The organism is Mycobacterium sp. NGS54, from assembly GCF_059812465.1.
Window position 1 is genome coordinate 383,271 of sequence record NZ_JCALCS010000007.1, and the last position, 17,732, is coordinate 401,002.

The following is a 17,732-nucleotide window of genomic DNA, read 5'->3' on the forward strand; positions in this document are numbered from 1 at the left end:
ATGGAGCCGGATGACCCGCCGCTGCCTTTGACGCGCGGGCAGCTTGACCTCTGGCTTACTCACGAAATCGGTGATATCGATACCGAGTCGCAACTCAGCCAGTTCGTCGTCATCGATGGCACCGTAGAACGTCGTGCGTTGGAATTCGCCATTCGCGAATGCGTGCGAGAAGCCGAATCCATCCGGGTGGCCGTATTCGAGGCCCACGGGAAGGTATACCAGCGGCCTGCCGACTACCCGGATTTCGAGATCCCGTTCCTTGATCTGAGATCCTTCCCGGATCCGGTCGAGGAAGCCCATAACGTCGCCACCTCGCAGCTGCATAGTCCCATGCCGTTGTCTGGTCCGCTGTTCAGATTCGTGCTGTTGCAGACGCGGCGAGACGAGTTCTACGTGTTCATATCGTGCCACTGCGTCGTGGTCGATGAGGTCGGTCTCGCACTTATCGCTAACCGGATTGCGGCCATCTACACTTCGGTGGTTTCCGGCGAGCCTGTCACTGTGTCGCCCTTTGGATCGCTGCGCGCCCTCCTAGCATGCGAACGTGAATACGAAGCATCCGAAGATTTCCTCGATGATCGGCAGTACTGGTCAGGAAATCTGCGCTCGGAAAGTGCGTCGCGCGTCGTACAAACCGAAGTAGGGGCCGAAGCTGGCGTGAACTCGGCCAGCCGGGCGGTGCCCTTCAACCCTTTGACGCTCAGCCGAATCATACGGTTGTCGAAGGATTTGAACGTCCGCCAGGAATCGGTAATCACCGCAGCTTGTGCGGTTCTGATATGCAGCTGGTCGACCGGTGGCCCCGAATTAGTCCTCGAGTTGCCGGTCAGCAGAAGAGTGTGTGCGGAATCAAGGACGTTTGCCGGGAGGATGGCCGCGTCCCTACCGCTCGCGATATCGATGACGGGCGCCGACACGGTTGTCGACCTCTGTAGACAAGTTGACTCGAGACGCCAGGAAGTGCTGCAGCATCAGAGATTTCCGGTAAACGTCGTGAGCGACGAGCAGACGACGAACCGGATAACCGTCGATATCCTGCCACCCACCGCGACCGTGGCCTTCGGCGACGCCTCGGCCTCGGTAATGCGGCGAAGCTTTGGCCCTGTCAAGTACTTTGGCCTGTTCTTTGCGCGGACACGCGACCAGCTGTTTCTCAGCACAGCGGGTGCCGCTCGGCCGTTCGGGCATTTGAACGTCGCCGATTTGGTGGAGCGGTTGGCACGGTTGCTGGATGTGATGTGCGCGGATTCGGACCGGGCGTTGTCGTCTATTGATCTGCTCGACGAGTCTGAGCACGGCTGGCTCGATGCCGTCGGTAACCGCGCCGCGTTAACCGATCCCGGCGCTGGGTTGTCCATTCCGGTGTTGTTTGCCGCCCAGGTGGCCCGTACCCCCGACGCCGTCGCGATCAGCTGCGGCGGGCGAAGCCTGACCTACCGCGAGCTCGATGACGCGGCGAACCGGCTCGCGCACTTGCTGATTGGTCATGGGGCCGGCCCTGGTTCGTTTGTGGCGCTGCTGTTTTCCCGTTCCGTGGAAGCGATCACCGCGATCGTGGCAGTGCTGAAAGCCGGTGCAGCCTACCTGCCCCTCGATCCGCAATACCCCCAGGCGCGCATCGAACTCATCCTTGATGACGCGGCGCCGATCGCCGCGATCACCTCTGCGGGCTTGCGATCGCGGCTAGCCGGGACCGACTTGTTGGTCGTTGACGTCGACGATCCCAGCTTGAAGACCCTGCCCAACACCGCACCGGCGGCGCCGGGCCCCGATGACATTGCCCATCTCATGTACACGTCGGGCAGCACCGGAGTCCCTAAAGGGGTGGCCGTCACTCATGCTAGCGTCGCCGAATTGGTAGCCACTTGCGTTGAGCGGCTTGTGATTACGTCCGACAGTCGGATCCTGCAATTTACTCCGCTGGTGTTCGACGTGTCAGTGGCAAGTCTGTGGTGTGCGTTGCTGACCGGGGCCGAGGCGGTGATTCCGGATAGCAACGAGTCGCTGCTGGGCGACGAATTTGTGGAGCTGATTGCTAGGCAGCCTATTTCGCATGCCGATTTCACGCCATCGGCGGTGGCCGCTCTCACACCCGATCGGCTGGACGGCGTGACGTTGGTGGTGGCCGGCGAAGCCTGTCCACCAGAACTAGTCGATCGCTGGGCACCGGGGCGGGTAATGATCAACGCCTACGGCCCCACCGAAGCGACGGTGTATGCGTCGATGAGCGCGCGGCTCCGCGCGGGGTCGGGAGCCCCGATCGGGTCGCCGGTATCAGGGGCGGGGCTATTCGTGCTGGATGGGTGGTTGCGTCCGGTACCGGTGGGAGTGTTGGGGGAGTTGTATGTGGCCGGCGCCGGGGTGGCCGCTGGGTATTGGCGTCGTAGTGGGTTGACGGCGTCGCGGTTTGTGGCGTGTCCGTTCGGGTCGCCCGGCGCGCGGATGTACCGCACTGGCGATCTGGTCCGGTGGCGCACCGATGGGCAGCTGGATTATCTAGGTCGTCTCGATGAGCAGGTGAAGATCCGCGGGTTTCGCATCGAACTCGGGGAAGTGCGTGCCGCGTTGGCCGAGGCGGCGGGGGTCGATCAGGCGGTGGTTATTGTCCGTGAGGACCGTCCAGGGGAGAAGCGGCTGGTCGGCTATGTAGTCGGGACGTCCGACCCCGCCGCGGCACGCGCGGCACTGGCCGAGCGGCTGCCCGACTATATGGTCCCGGCAGCGGTGATGGTCGTTGATCGGATTCCGTTGACGATCAACGGCAAGCTGGACAAGGCCGCACTGCCCGTCCCCGACTACAGCGACGGTGATCGCTATCGCGCCCCGTCTAGCGCGGTTGAGGAGATTTTGGCCGGCATCTTCGCCCAGGTGTTGGAGCTGGATCGGGTGGGTGTCGAGGAGTCGTTTTTCGATCTGGGTGGGGACAGCATTTTGGCAATCCGGGTGGTTGCGCGGGCGCGGGCGGCTGGGGTCCTGTGTCGGGCGCGCGATGTTTTCGTCGCACGCACGGTAGCCCGGCTGGCCCGCATAGCGCGGGTGGCCGACGGTGACGACGGCCAGGTCGATCACGGTGTGGGGCAGCTGGTTTCGACCCCAATCATGCGCTGGCTGCAAGGCGTGCAAGGTCCCATCGATGAATTCAATCAGACGATGCTGCTGGAGGCTCCGACGGGGACCAGCGACGCTGACGTGGTAGCGCTGATGCAGGCGTTGGTGGACCGGCATCCCACGTTGCGGATCCGCGCCAACGACGACGGCGCCGGGGGCTGGCTGCTGGAGACCCGCCCGCCCGCGACGGTGGATGCCCGGCAGTGCGTACACGTTGTCGATGTGTTGTCCGAAGCGGCGTTGGTCGGGGCGCGGCGCCGGTTGGATCCGTGCGCCGGGGTGATGCTCAGCGCCTTGTGGGTGACCACCACGGGCCAACTTGTGCTCATCGTTCACCACCTGGCAATTGATGCGGTCTCCTGGGGGATATTGCAGGCTGATCTCAACACCGCGTGGCGGCAGCAGTGTGCCGGGCAGCTGTCCGAGTTGCCGGTGCGGGGCACCTCGTTTCGACGGTGGGCCGCGGTACTGGCTGAGCATGCGCGCCGCCCGGAAGTGATGGACCAGGCCCACAAGTGGCGGCAAATAATCGCGACCCCGGCGGCGTTGCCTGCGATCGATCCTGCGATGGATAGCTATGCGACCGCCGAGCAGCTGTCGGTGTCGTTGGATGTGGAGACGACCCAGCTGCTGCTGAGTCGGGTGCCGGCGGCGTTTCATGCTGGGGTCCAAGACATCCTGCTGATCGCGTTCGGGTTGGCGTGGGCGGGATTCCTGGGCACTACTGGGCCGATCGGCATCGACGTGGAGGGCCATGGCCGCCACGAGGAACTGGCCCCCGATATCCAGCTGTCCGACACGGTGGGGTGGTTTACCACCAAATATCCGGTGGCCTTGGCGGTGGATCCCGATTCCCGGGCGGGGTTAGGGCGGCTGGTCAAGGACGCCAAGGAGCAGCTTCGCGCCATTCCGGACGGTGTGACCTACGGATTGCTGCGATACCTGAATTCCGACGTGGATCTAGGCGGGCCCGACCCCCCGATCGGGTTCAACTACCTCGGGCGGCTAGGAGCCGCGGCCAACGGGATGGCCGATGGTTGGCGGATCCGCCATGACGGTCCCGCGGTCCTCGGCGCCGCCGCAGCGGTGCCCATGCCGTTAATGCACACCGTCGAGCTCAACGCACTCATCGTCGACACCGACATCGGCCCGCAACTGCGCGCGGACTGGACCTGGGCGTCCTCCAAACTCGATGCCGCCCAGATCAACCGGCTCAGCCGACTGTGGTTCGAGGCGCTGGCCGGGATCTGCGCCGACGTGGTCGCCGGCGGCGGCGGGTTCACCCCGTCAGATTTCACGTTGACCCGCCTGAGCCAGCCCCAGATCGAAGACCTCGAAGGCCGCTACTGGATCAGCGACGTGCTGCCGTTGACTCCGTTGCAGCGAGGCTTGTTGGTCTACAGCAGCGACCCGCACGGCGCCACCGAGCCGTATGTGGTGCAACTCGATATCACATTGTCGGGTCGGCTCGATCCGCAGCGTCTACATGCCGCGGTGCAATCCGTGCTGACCCGCCACCCGAACGTGGCGGCCCGATTCGTCTACACGGAGTTCGATGAGCCGGTGCAGGTCATGCTGGCGGATCCCGTTGTACCGTGGTGGTTTATCGACCTAAGCAGTTGCGGCGCAGACTGCGGGGAGCGGATCGAGGCGATCTGCGCCGCTGAACGTGCGGCCCTCGCTGGTTTGGCTGATCAGTGCCCGTTGCGGGCGGTGCTGATTCGCATCGGCGCCGAGGACCATCGGCTGGTGCTGACCAACCATCACATCGTGCTTGATGGCTGGTCGCTGCAAATCGTGTTGCGCGAACTGCTTGCTGGCTATGGCGGCGAACCGCTTCCGGCGCCGTTGCCGTACCGCCGTTTCCTAGACTGGGTGTCCGGCCAGGACGCCGAGGCGGCCCGCAACGCGTGGCGTGATCTGTTCGCCGGGTTTGCAGCGCCCACCTTGGTCTGCCCATCGCAGCGCTTCGGGTCCGCCGACCGCGCCGTCCACTGTGTGCAACTGTCTGCGGCAAGCACCGACGCCCTCAGCCGGCTGGCTCGCGCCCAGCAGACCACGGTCAATATCGTGTTGCAGGGCGGGTGGGCGCAGCTGCTCAGTACGCTGACCGGTCAGCGTGACGTCGCGTTCGGAATCACGGTGTCGGGCCGGCCCGCGGAGCTGTCGGGCGCCGAATCGATGGTGGGCCTGTTCATTAACACGGTTCCGGTACGCGCGATCCTGACGGCGAACACCACCCACGCGCAGCTGCTCGCCCAGCTACAAACCGCCCACAACGACACCGCCGATCACCAGCACCATCCCCTCAGCGAGATCCACCGAATCGCAGGACACGACAACCTGTTTGACACCTTGTTCGTCCACGAAAACTATCCGATGGATACCTCGCTGAAGACGGGCGACGTGGCGATCACCGCGGTCCGTGGCCGCGAGTTCAACCATTACCCGCTAACGCTGCAGGTGCTGCCCGGCAAGCAGCTGGGCCTGCGGGTGGAGTATGCCACCGAGGTGTTCACCGACGCGAGTATCGAGTCTTTGGTGGAGCGGTTGCAGCGGGTGCTGGCGACGATGTGCGCCGACCCGCACCGGCGCCTATCGGCGACGGATCTACTCGACGCGGGCGAGCATGCCTTCCTCGATGCGGCCGGCAACCGGGCAGCATGCAACAATTCCGTTGCCTCAGCGTCGATTCCGGAGTTGTTTGCCGCCCGGGTGGCCCGCACACCCGGCGCGGCGGCGGTCAGCTTCGCCGGACGGCGGCTGACTTACCACGAGCTCGACGAGGCGGCGAACCGCTTGGCGCACCTGCTGGTTGGCCATGGGGCGGGCCCGGGAGCGGTGGTGGCGCTGCTGTTGCCCCGCTCCGCGGAGGCGATCACAGCAATTGTGGCGGTGCTCAAGACGGGGGCGGCATATCTGCCGATCGATCCGGCACTGCCAGCGGCCCGGATCGACTTCATGCTCGACGACGGCGCACCCGTGGTCGCGGTGACGACACTTGGGTTGGCGAGCCGGCTCGCCGGATTCGACCTACGAGTCATTGAGCTCGACGACTCCTCACTCGAGACAACGGCTGGGACCACGCTGGTCTCACCAGGCCCCGACGATATTGCCCATCTGATTTACACCTCTGGTAGCACCGGGCTGCCTAAGGCGGTGGCTGCCACCCACCGTAATGTGACACAGCTGTTTGACTCCCTGGACGCGGGCCTAACGCGGCCGGGCGAGGTGTGGACGCAATGCCATTCCTTGGCGTTTGACGCCTCGATCTGGGAGATCTGGGGAGCACTACTCCACGGTGGGTGCCTGGTCGTCGTGCCCGAACCGGTCGCCGGCTCGCCGGAAGACTTTCAGGCCTTGCTGGCCCGCGAGCGAGTCGACCTGTTGAGTCAAACCCCCTCTGCCGTAAAGATGTTGGACCCGCAAGGGTTAGGGCCAGTGACGCTGGTGATGGGGGCTGAGCGCTGCACTGCAGAGCTGGTGGACCAGTGGGCGCCGGGGCGGGTCATGATCAATACCTACGGGCCGACGGAGACCACGATGTGGGCGTGCGCCACGGCGCCACTGGTGGCGGGCCGCGGAGTGCCGCCGATCGGCTCGCCGGTAGCGGGAGCGGCGTTTTTTGTGCTGGATGGATGGTTACGACCAGTACCGGCCGGCGTGGTGGGCGAGTTGTATGTGGCCGGTGCCGGGGTGGGAGTGGGCTATTGGCGCCGGGCCGGTTTGACCGCGTCGCGGTTTGTGGCGTGTCCATTCGGCAGGGCCGGAATACGTATGTATCGCACCGGCGATCTGGTGCGGTGGCGCGTCGATGGGCAGTTGGACTACGTCGGGCGCGCGGATGAGCAAGTCAAGATCCGCGGGTTTCGGATCGAGTTGGGCGAGGTGCAATCCGCGTTGGCCGCATTGCCCGGGGTAGATCAGGCGGTGGTGGTCGTCCGTGAGGACCGCCCCGGCGACAAGCGTCTGGTCGGCTATGTGACTGGCGCGGTGGAGGTTTCGCGTTTGCGTACGGCGCTCGCCGAGCGGCTGCCCGATTATATGCTGCCCGCGGCGGTGCAGCTCGTTGATCGAATACCGTTGACTGTCAACGGCAAGCTCGACAAGGCTGCGCTGCCGGCCCCCGACTATATCCACGGCGATCGCTACCGCGCCCCGGCCAGCCCGGTCGAGGAGATTTTGGCTGACATCTACGCCCAAGTCCTGGGGCTGGATCGAGTGGGTGTGGACGAGTCGTTCTTCGAACTGGGCGGCGACAGTATTTTGTCCATCCAGGTGGTGGCGCGCGCTCGCGGCGCCGGGGTGCTGTGTCGGCCGCGCGATGTCTTCGTCGAGCAGACCGTGGCGCGTCTAGCCCGGGTAGCGCGAGTGGTCGCCGGGGCCGATGACCACCCCGATGAAGATGTGGGGCAACTGGTTTCGACACCAGCGGCGTGCTGGCTGGCAACCGTGGATGGCCCGGTGGAGCAGTTCAACCAGACGGTGGCCGTGCAGGCGCCGCCGGACAGCACCGAGGCCGATGCTGTGGCGATGGTCCAGGCGTTGGTGGATCGGCATGCCATGTTGCGGTTGCGCGTCAGCACCGGGGGCCCAGCGGGCCAGTGGGTGTTGGAGACGATGCCGACAGGTTCGGTGGACGCCCGGCGCTGTGTGCACGCCGTCGATGTGTTGTGCGATGAGGAGCTGTTGGGGGCGCGGCGCCGACTGGATCCGAAGGCCGGGGTGATGCTCAGCGGGCTGTGGGTGATTTCCACCGGTCAGCTGGTGTTGATGATTCATCATATGGCCGTTGACGCGGTATCTTGGCGTATTTTGCTGGATGACCTCAACGCCGCTTGGGGGCAGCACCGCGCCGGCCGAGTGCCGGTTTTGCCGATGCGGGGGGCGTCATTTCGTCGGTGGGCGGTGGTGCTGGCCGAGCGGGCGCGCGCGACCACGGTAGTCGATCAGGTGCAGGCCTGGCAGCAGATCGCAGCGGTGCGTGCGGCGTTGCCTGCTGTCGATGCTGTGCTGGATACCTATGCCTCCGCAGGCCAGCTGTCGGCGGAACTGGATGTCGAGACCACGCTGCTGCTGCTCGGTGAGGTACCAGCGGCGTTTCATGCTGGGGTGCAAGACATTCTGCTGATCGCGTTTGGCTTGGCGTGGGCGGAATTCCTGAACACTGCCGAGCCCATCAGCATCGACGTGGAGGGACACGGCCGTCATGAGGAACTGGCCCCCGACCTCGACCTGTCCCACACCGTGGGGTGGTTCGCCACCAAATACCCAGTGGCCCTTGTCTTCGATCGTGTTTCGTGGGCGCAGGTCAAAGCGGGCAACGCGGTGCTCGGCAGTGCGGTCAAGCACGCGAAGGAACAGCTACGCTCCTTGCCCGAGGGCTGGACCTATGGCGTGCTGCGCTACCTGAACAGCGAGGCGGACCTGGGCGGACCCGACCCGCCGATCGGATTCAACTACCTGGGTCGCCTGGGTGTCTCAGCTGAAGGGGTTCGCGACATTTGGCGGCTTTGCCACGACGACCCGTCGGTGCTCGGCGCGGCGGCGGCCGTGGCGATGCCGTTGACACACACCGTGGAGCTCAACGCCTTCGCCTTCGACACGGCCGCGGGCCCGCAACTGCGCGCGGACTGGACCTGGGCGTCCTCCAAACTCGATGCCGCCCAAATTGACCGAGTGAGCAAGCTGTGGTTTGAGGCGCTGGTCGGGATCTGCACGCATGTTGGCACCGGTGGCGGCGGGTTCACCCCGTCGGACTTCGCGCTCACGCCGTTGCGTCCAAGCGGGCTGCCATGAGCCTGACCCAACGACAGATCGAAAGTCTCGAACGCGCCTATCGGATCCGCGATCTGCTGCCACTGACCCCGCTGCAATTGGGTTTGCTCTTCCATGCCGGTGACCCGCAGGGCTTGGCCGATGCGTACGCGATGCAACTCGATGTCGTCCTGACCGGTCCGCTGGACGACCGCCGTCTGCATCGGGCGGTGCAATCCGTGGTTACCCGCCACCCCAACGTCGCGGCCCGTTTCGTCTACGAAGACCTCGACGAGCCGGTTCAGGTGATTGTGGCCGATCCCGTTGTGCCCTGGCAGGTTATCGATCTGACCGACGATGTGCAGCCCGAGGAGCGCATCGAGGAGATCTGCACAACCGAGCGTGCGGCCGTCGTCGATCTGGCCCACCAGTGCCTGCTGCGTGCGGTGCTGATCCGCACCGCCGTCACGGAGCACCGGCTGGTGTTGACCAACCATCACATCGTGCTGGACGGCTGGTCGCTGGAGATCGTGCTGCGCGAAATCATCGCCGGCTACGCCGGCCAGCCCCTTCCGGCGGCCACCCCTTATCGCGGTTTCCTGGCTTGGCTGGCCGGAAAGGACGCCGGTGCCGCCCGCGACGCCTGGCGCGCACTTTTCGCCGGCTTTGAGGCACCCACCCTGGTCGGCCCGCCCGAGCGGTTGGGGTTCGCCGCGCGCGCCGTGCACTCCTGTGCGTTGTCGGTCCACATCACCGAGGCGCTGATCGAGTTGGCGCGGACGCAACACACCCTCAACATCGTGTTGCAGGCCGCGTGGGTGCAGGTGCTGGCTGCGCTGACGGGTCAGCATGACGTCGCCTTTGGCACCACGGTCTCCGTGCGTCCTGCCGATCTGGCCGGCGCGGAATCCATGGTGGGCCTGTTCATTAACACCGTGCCGGTGCGGGCGGTCATCACCGGGACCACGTCCACCGCACAGCTGCTTGCGCAGCTGCAAATCGCCCACAACGACACCGTCGATCATCACCATCTGCCGCTCGTCGACATCCACCGCCTCACCGGACACGACGCCTTGTTTGACAGCTTGTTCGTCTACGAGAACTATCCTGTCGACTCATCGCTGGAGGCCGGGGACGTGGTCGTCACGGCTGTCACTGGTCGTGAGTTCAACCACTACCCGCTGACCCTGCAAGTGCTGCCTGGCCCGCAACTGGGCCTGCGTATCGAATACGCCACCGAGGTGTTCGACCTGGCGAGCATCACCGCGCTCGTCGACCGCTTGAAGCGGCTGGTGCTGGCAATGTGCGCTGATCCGATCCGGGCGTTGTCCTCCATCGATGTGCTTGATGCCCAGCAACATGCCCACCTCGACGCGGTCGGTAATCGCGCCGCGCTGACCGATCCGCGCACGACGGCAGACCCGTCGATTCCGGTGCTGTTCGCCGCGCAGGTGGCCCGCACGCCCGACGCCCTGGCAGTCAGCTGCGCCGGTCAGCAGTGGACCTACCGTGACCTCGACGAGGCGGCAACCCGGTTGGCCCACGTGTTGGGAAGCTGTGGGGCGGGCCCGGGATCCCGTGTAGCGCTGCTGTTTTCCCGTTCGGCCGAAGCGATCGTGGCGGTCCTCGCCGTGCTGAGAATCGGGGCCGCTTACGTGCCCCTGGACCCCAAGTATCCGCAGGCGCGCATCGGCGTGGTGCTGGCCGACGCGGCGCCGACCGCCGTGGTCACCACCGCTGCTCTGGCCGGGCGGCTGGCCCGGTTCGATGTACCCGTCATCGACGTCGCTGACCGTGCAGACCCCGCCGTCAAGCGCGCGCCCACCACCCCGCTTCCCGCCCCTCGGGCAGAGGACGTCGCCTACCTGATTTACACATCGGGCAGCACCGGTGTCCCCAAGGGCGTGGCTGTAACCCATGCCGGCATCGCCGGCTTGGTGGCCACGTGCGTCGAGCGGCTTGCGATTACACCCACGAGTCGGATCCTGCAGTTCGCGCCATTGGTCTTCGACGTTTCGGTGGCAAGTCTGTGGTCGGCCCTGTTGACCGGGGCCACTGCGGTGTTCCCTGACGGCGACCAGACGCTTCCGGGTGATGAATTGCTGGATCTGATCGCGCACCAGGGTATTTCGCACGCAGATTTCACGCCGACGGCATTGGCCGCCCTGCCACCTGATCGGCTCCGCGGGGTGACGCTGGTCGTAGCCGGTGAGGCCTGTCCCCCTGATCTGGTGGATCGGTATGGCGTGGCGGGCACGCTCATCAACGCTTACGGCCCGACCGAGACCACCGTGTATGCGTCGATGAGCGCCCCCCTGACCGCGGGGTCGGGCGCCCCGATCGGCTCGCCCGTGTCAGGGACGGCCCTGTTGGTGCTGGACGGCTGGCTGCGTCCGGTGGCCCCCGGCGTGATCGGCGAGTTGTATGTCGCCGGCGCCGGGGTGGCGTGTGGCTACTGGCGGCGGGCGGGACTGACCGCGGCGCGATTTGTGGCGTGCCCGTTCGGGGCGCCCGGGGCGCGCATGTATCGCACCGGCGACCTCGTCCGTTGGCGGACCGATGGTCAACTGGACTACGTCGGGCGCGGCGATGAACAGATCAAGATCCGCGGTTTCCGCATCGAACTCGGAGAAGTCCGCGCAGCACTCAACGCGCTACCCGGGGTCGAGCAGGCGGTGGTTGTTGTCCGTGAGGACCGCCCCGGTGCAAAGCGTCTGGTCGGCTATATCACGGGGACCGCCGGCCCCGCCGAAGTGCGTGCAGCGCTGGCAGAGCGGCTGCCCGACTACATGATCCCCGCAGCCGTGATCGCGGTGGAGCAGATCCCCCTGACTGTCAACGGCAAACTCGACATCCGAGGACTACCGGCCCCCGACTACGCCGACACCGATCGCTACCGCGCCCCGACCACCCCGGTCGAGGAGATCATGGCCGACGCCTACGCCCGCGTACTGGGGTTGGACCGGGTCGGTGTCGATGAGTCGTTCTTCGACCTGGGCGGGGATTCGTTGTCGGCGATGCGGGTGATCGCCGCACTGAATACCGGCCTGGAGGCCGGGCTTTCGGTGCGCACCCTGTTCGACGCACCCTCGATTGCCGAGTTGGCCGCGCGAATCGGTGGGGGCGCGCGCCGGCGCAAACCGTTGGTGGCCGGCGAGCGGCCCGCGCTGGTGCCGCTGTCGTTTGCGCAGAGCCGGTTGTGGTTCCTCGACCGGTTCGAAGGCGGGGTCGCGACATACAACATGCCCACCGCTTTTCGGATCAGTGGCGAGCTGGACGCGGAGGCGCTGGGCGCGGCTCTCGACGACGTCATCGCTCGCCACGAATCGCTGCGCACCATATTTCCCGACGTTGACGGCGTGCCGTACCAGGAAGTGTTGCCCGCCAGGGCCGGGATGTGGCGGCGCGGGGGCGCGCCGGTTGCGTCGTTGTCGCAGCCGCATGCGACCGCCGAGTTGGCTGCGATGGCGGAATACCGGTTCGATTTGTCGTCGGAGATTCCCATCCGCGCGCGGCTTTATTCGGTGGGTCCCGAGCAGCATGTGCTGGGGATTGTCGTGCACCACATCGCTTTTGACGGCTGGTCAATGGGCCCGATGTTCAGGGACCTGGCCGATGCGTATCGGGCACGACGGCGGGGCCGCTCCCCGCAGTGGGCACCATTGCCGGTGCAGTACGTGGATTACACACTGTGGCAGCGGGACTCGCTGGGCACTGAGTCAGATCCGGACAGCGTGATCGCTGGGCAGTTGCGGTACTGGCTGCAAGAGTTGGCGGACCTGCCGGAGCTGGTGTCGCTGCCGACGGACCGGGTCCGGCCGCCGGTGCCCAGTTACCGCGGTGACCAGGTGGAGCTGCGCATCGACCCTCCGGTGTGGGCGGACGTCAAGCGGCTTGCGGCGGCGCACAACGCGACGGCCTCGATGGTGTTGCAGGCGGTGGTGGCGGTGTTGCTGCATCGGGTCGGGGTCGGCGAGGACGTGGTGATGGGCACGCCGATCGCGGGCCGATTGGACCCGGCGCTCGACGATCTGGTCGGGTTCTTCGTCAACACGTGGGTGCTGCGGGTGAATCTCCGTGCCGCGCAGCGTTTCAGCGAAGTGCTGGAGAGGGTGCGCCAGAAGGCGTTGGATGCCTACAGCAACCAGGATGTTCCCTTCGAGCGGGTCGTCGAGCAACTTAACCCGGCGCGCTCCACGGCGCATCATCCGCTGTTCCAGGTGGCCATGGTTTTCCAGAACCATGCGCGCACCGAGGTGGACATCGACGGGGTCAGCGTCGAGCCGTTCGCGGCGTTTGCCCGCCCCGCAAAGTGGGATCTCGATTTCGATTTGGTGGAGGTGCCCTCCGAGGACCCGGCCTCGCCGATGGTCGCCGGAATAGTGTCGTATGCCACCGATCTCTTTGAGCGCGCCAGCATCGAGCGGTTGGTCACCTGGTTCGGGCGGGTGATCGAGGCGGTGGTGGTCGACGCGTCGGTGGTGGTCGGAGAGGTGCCGTTGCTGGATCCCGATGAGCGCGATCTCTTGTTGTCGGGCTGGTCGGGTGCCGGGGTCGCGGCACCCGTGGGGGTGGCACCGGATCTATTGGCCGCGGCGGTGGCGACCGCCCCGGACGCCGTGGCGGTGGTCGACGGCGCGCGGGCGTTGTCGTATCGCGAGCTCGATGGGTGGTCAACGCAGTTGGCGCGCAAGCTGATCGCGATGGGCGTGGGTCCGGAGCGCGCAGTAGGCGTGGCGATGGGCCGGTGCGCGGAGTTGCTGGTCGCGTGGTGGGCGGTGCTCAAAGCCGGCGGCGCGTATGTCCCGGTGGATCCGACTCACCCGCCCGAGCGGATTGCCACCGTGCTCGACGCCGTGGCGGCGGTGTGCGTGCTGACTCGCGATGCCGACACCGTGCCCGGGGCTGGGGTGCGCCCGCTGCTGCGCGTAGGTGTTTCGGACGGTCTCGACCTGTCGGAACACTTCGCGGAGGCGATCAGCGACAGCGACCGGCTCGCGGCGCTCAAACCGGACAACACCGCATACGTGATGTTCACCTCGGGGTCCACCGGTGCCCCCAAAGGGGTGGAAGTCACCCACGCCGGTCTTCATGGGATCGCAGCGGCGCACCGCGAGGTGTTCGGGCTGGGCGCGGATACCCGAATGCTGATGGGGCTCGCGCCGACATTTGACGCGGCGATCGGCGAGTTGTTGGTTGCGGTGGGATCACGCGGGGCGTTGGTGGTGGCACCGCCGGCGGTGTACGCCGGCGCAGCTTTGACCGCATTGCTGCAGAACCAGCGCGTCAACGCGGCGGTGATGACCCCGACGGTGTTGTCGTCGCTGGAGGGGACCCGGCTGGACGCGTTATCCACCCTGATCGCCGGCGGGGAGGCCTGCGCGGGCGAGTTGGTGGCTGCGTGGGCACCGGGCCGACGGATGTTCAACGGCTACGGTCCTACCGAGACCACAATCTGGGCCACCACCGCGCCACTGTCGGCGGGGCAGCCGGTCCGCATCGGCACCCCGCTCCCGGGGATGCGCGCACTGGTGCTCGACGCGCGGCTGAACCCCGCCCCGATCGGGGTGGTGGGCGAGCTGTATCTGGACGGACCCGCGCTGGCCCGCGGCTACGTAGGCCAGGCGGCGTTGACCGCCGAACGGTTCGTGGCAAACCCGTTCGGGGGCCTGTTTGGTGACGCCGGGTCGCGCATGTACCGCACCGGCGACCTGGTGCGCTGGACCTCCGCTGGCACCCTGGACTATCTGGGACGCGCCGACACTCAGATCAAGCTGCGCGGGCAGCGAATTGAGCTGGGCGAGATCGAAAACGTCCTGCTGGCCTGCCCCCAGGTGCGTCAGGCCGCCGCCTCCGTGCACCGCAGCGCGACCGGCGCCCACCTCGTCGCCTACATCACCATCGAGCATACGGCCACTGATGAGCACGACGCCGAAATCGTCGAAGAGTGGCAGCGGATGTACGACGAGCTCTACGGCGCCGAGGTTTCGGTGCCCGCGTTCGGGATGGATTTTCGGGGCTGGAACAGCAGCTTCACCGGTGATCCGATTCCGCTTGAGGAGATGGCGGAGTGGCGCGCTGCCACGGTGGATCGGATCATGGCCCTGCGTCCGCGGCGAGTGCTGGAGATCGGCGCGGGCTCGGGGCTGGTGCTGTCTCAGGTCGCCCCACAGTGCGAGCACTACGTCGGCACCGACGTGTCGGCGGTGGCAATCGACAACCTGGCCCGCTCGCTGGAGCGGCTGCAAATCCCTTGGCGTGACAGGGTTCAGCTGCTGACCCAGCCCGCCCACGTCACCGGGGAGTTGCCGCACGAATACTTCGACACCATCGTTCTCAACTCGGTCGTCCAGTACTTCCCCAACGCGGGCTATCTGGCCGAGGTTATCGAAAACGCGATGGATCTGCTGGCCCCCGGCGGGGCACTGTTTATCGGCGACGTGCGAAACCACGCCCTGCAGGGCGCGTTCCACACCGCAATAGCGCTCGCTCGCGCAACCACCGACACCGCCGAGATCCGCCAACGAGCCCAGCGCGCCATGCTCGGCGAAACCGAATTACTTTTAGCCCCAGAGTTCTTCACCACTTGGGCGCAGAACCACCCGTCGCCGGCCGGGCTCGATATCCAAGTCAAACGCGGGTCGGCCGACAACGAGTTGACCCGGTACCGCTACGACGTCACCGTCCACAAAACCCCGGCCGCGGTACGTTCCCTGGCCTCCACACCCACCTGTGCATGGGTCGACTGCGCGGGCCTGGGCGGGCTCCACGCCCGGTTGGTTTCGCAATGTCCCACCGCCATGCGCATCACGGACATTCCTTGCGCCAGAGTGATTTCCGATGTCGCCGTCGATCGGGCCCTCGCCGCCGGGATACCCCTAGACGAAGGCTGTGCGACTCCCGACGGCGTCGTCCCTGAAGAACTGCGCCGCCTCGGGGAATCAAACGGCTACCAGGTCGTGGTCACCTGGGGAGCCCAGCCGGGCACCCTCGACGCGATCTTCTTGACCCCCACCGATTCCCACGGCGCGCTGACCGACCTCTACCTGCCTCAGCAGCGCAGCACCCACGCCAACGACCCCCACACCAACTCCAAGATCAGCGCCGTCCGTCAGCGATTGAGCGAGCGGCTGCCCGACTACATGGTGCCGGCCCAGATCGTGGTCCTCGACGAGTTTCCGATGACCCCCTCGGGCAAGATCGATCGTAAGGCCTTGCCGGCGCCCGTGTTTGCGGCTACACCCTTCCGGCCGCCGCAGACCCAAACCGAAAAAATCGTCGCCGGAGTGTTCGCCGAAGTGCTCGGCGTCGACCGAGCCGGGCTCGACGACGATTTCTTCGCCCTAGGTGGGGATTCGTTGACGGCCACCCGGCTGAGCGCACGGTTGCAGCTCGCTTTGGGCAGGCAAGTGCCGGTGCGATATCTGTTTGAGGCATCCCGCGTCGGGGATTTTGCCGACTACCTGTACCGCCATCGTGGCGGAGTTGCCCGCCCGCCGTTGCAGGTGATGCCGCGCCCGGAACGGATCCCGTTGTCGTATGCCCAGCAGCGGTTGTGGTTCCTCGACCAGCTGCAGGGACCTTCACCCGTCTACAACATGACGGTGGCCCTGCGGCTCGGTGGCCGCCTCGATGTCGACGCTTTGGGTGCCGCGCTGACCGATGTGGTGAGCCGCCACGAGAGCCTGCGGACACTATTCCCGGCCTTCGACGGGATACCTCAACAGCTAGTGCTGCCCGCCGAACGGGCTGATTTCGGTTGGGACGTTGTCAACGCCACCCGCTGGTCGGCAAACCGGCTCGACGAGGCCATCGACGCCGCGGCGGGCCACAGCTTCGACCTGGCTGCCGAGATACCTTTTCGGGCAACACTTTTCCGCATCGCTGACGACGATCACGCGCTGGTGGTCACGGTCCACCACATCGCCGCTGACGGGTGGTCGATCACCCCGCTCGCGCGTGATCTAGGTCTGGCTTACGTCAGCCGGCGGGCGGGACAGACCCCAGGCTGGGCCGCCTTGGCGGCGCAGTACGTCGATTACGCGTTGTGGCAGCGCGGGCAGCTGGGCGATTTCGACGACAGCGACAGCCTCATCGCCGCGCAGCTCGAGTTTTGGGAGGATGCCCTCGACGGGCTGCCTGAACGACTCGAACTTCCCACCGATCGGCCCTACCCGCCGGTCGCCGATTATCGCGGCGCCACTGTGTTCGTGGACTGGCCGGCACAGCTGCAGCAGCGGGTGGCGCGGGTGGCCCGCGAGCACAACGCGACCAGCTTCATGGTGATCCAGGCCGCCCTGGCGGTGTTGCTGTCCAAGATCAGTGATAGCCGCGATGTGGCGGTAGGGTTCCCGATCGCCGGGCGCGCCGACCCGGCGCTCGATGAGATGGTGGGCTTTTTCGTCAACACCTTGGTGCTGCGGGTTGATCTGTCCGGGGATCCCACCGTCGCCGCACTACTGTCCCAAGTGCGTCAGCGAAGCCTGGCCGCCTACGAACACCAAGACTTGCCTTTCGAGGTGCTGGTCGAGCGCCTCAATCCAACCCGCAGCCTGACCCATCACCCGCTGATCCAGGTGATGCTGGCGTGGCAGAACACCGACCCCGCTGCCGGATTGGCCATGGGTGATCTACGGGTAACTCCAATGCTCGCGAACACCCACACCGCCCGCATGAACATGGTTTTCTCTCTGGTCGAAGGCTGGACCGAAACCGGCGAGCCCGGCGGCATCTACGGCACCGTCGAATTTCGTACCGACCTTTTCGACGCGGACAGCATCCAGGCGCTGATCGCGCGGTTGGAGCGGGTGGTGATGGCGATGACCGCCGACCCTAGGCGGCGGTTGTCGTCAGTGGATCTGCTGGAT

General features: G+C 66.1%; 2 protein-coding genes (1 of these 2 only partly in view). Both read left to right on the forward strand.

Going from position 1 to position 17,732, the window contains the following annotated elements:
- Positions 1 to 8,907, forward strand: a complete 8,907-nt coding sequence (locus AC5Y5E_RS24010) for an amino acid adenylation domain-containing protein (protein WP_499905536.1) — start codon at positions 1 to 3, stop codon at positions 8,905 to 8,907.
- Positions 8,904 to 17,732 carry the 5' portion of a non-ribosomal peptide synthase/polyketide synthase gene (locus AC5Y5E_RS24015; protein WP_499905538.1) on the forward strand. 19,650 nt of this gene lie beyond the right edge of the window, so the window shows 8,829 of its 28,479 coding nt (coding positions 1-8,829); it begins with the start codon at positions 8,904 to 8,906; the stop codon falls past the right edge of the window. Before AC5Y5E_RS24010 ends, AC5Y5E_RS24015 begins: the two co-directional genes overlap by 4 nt.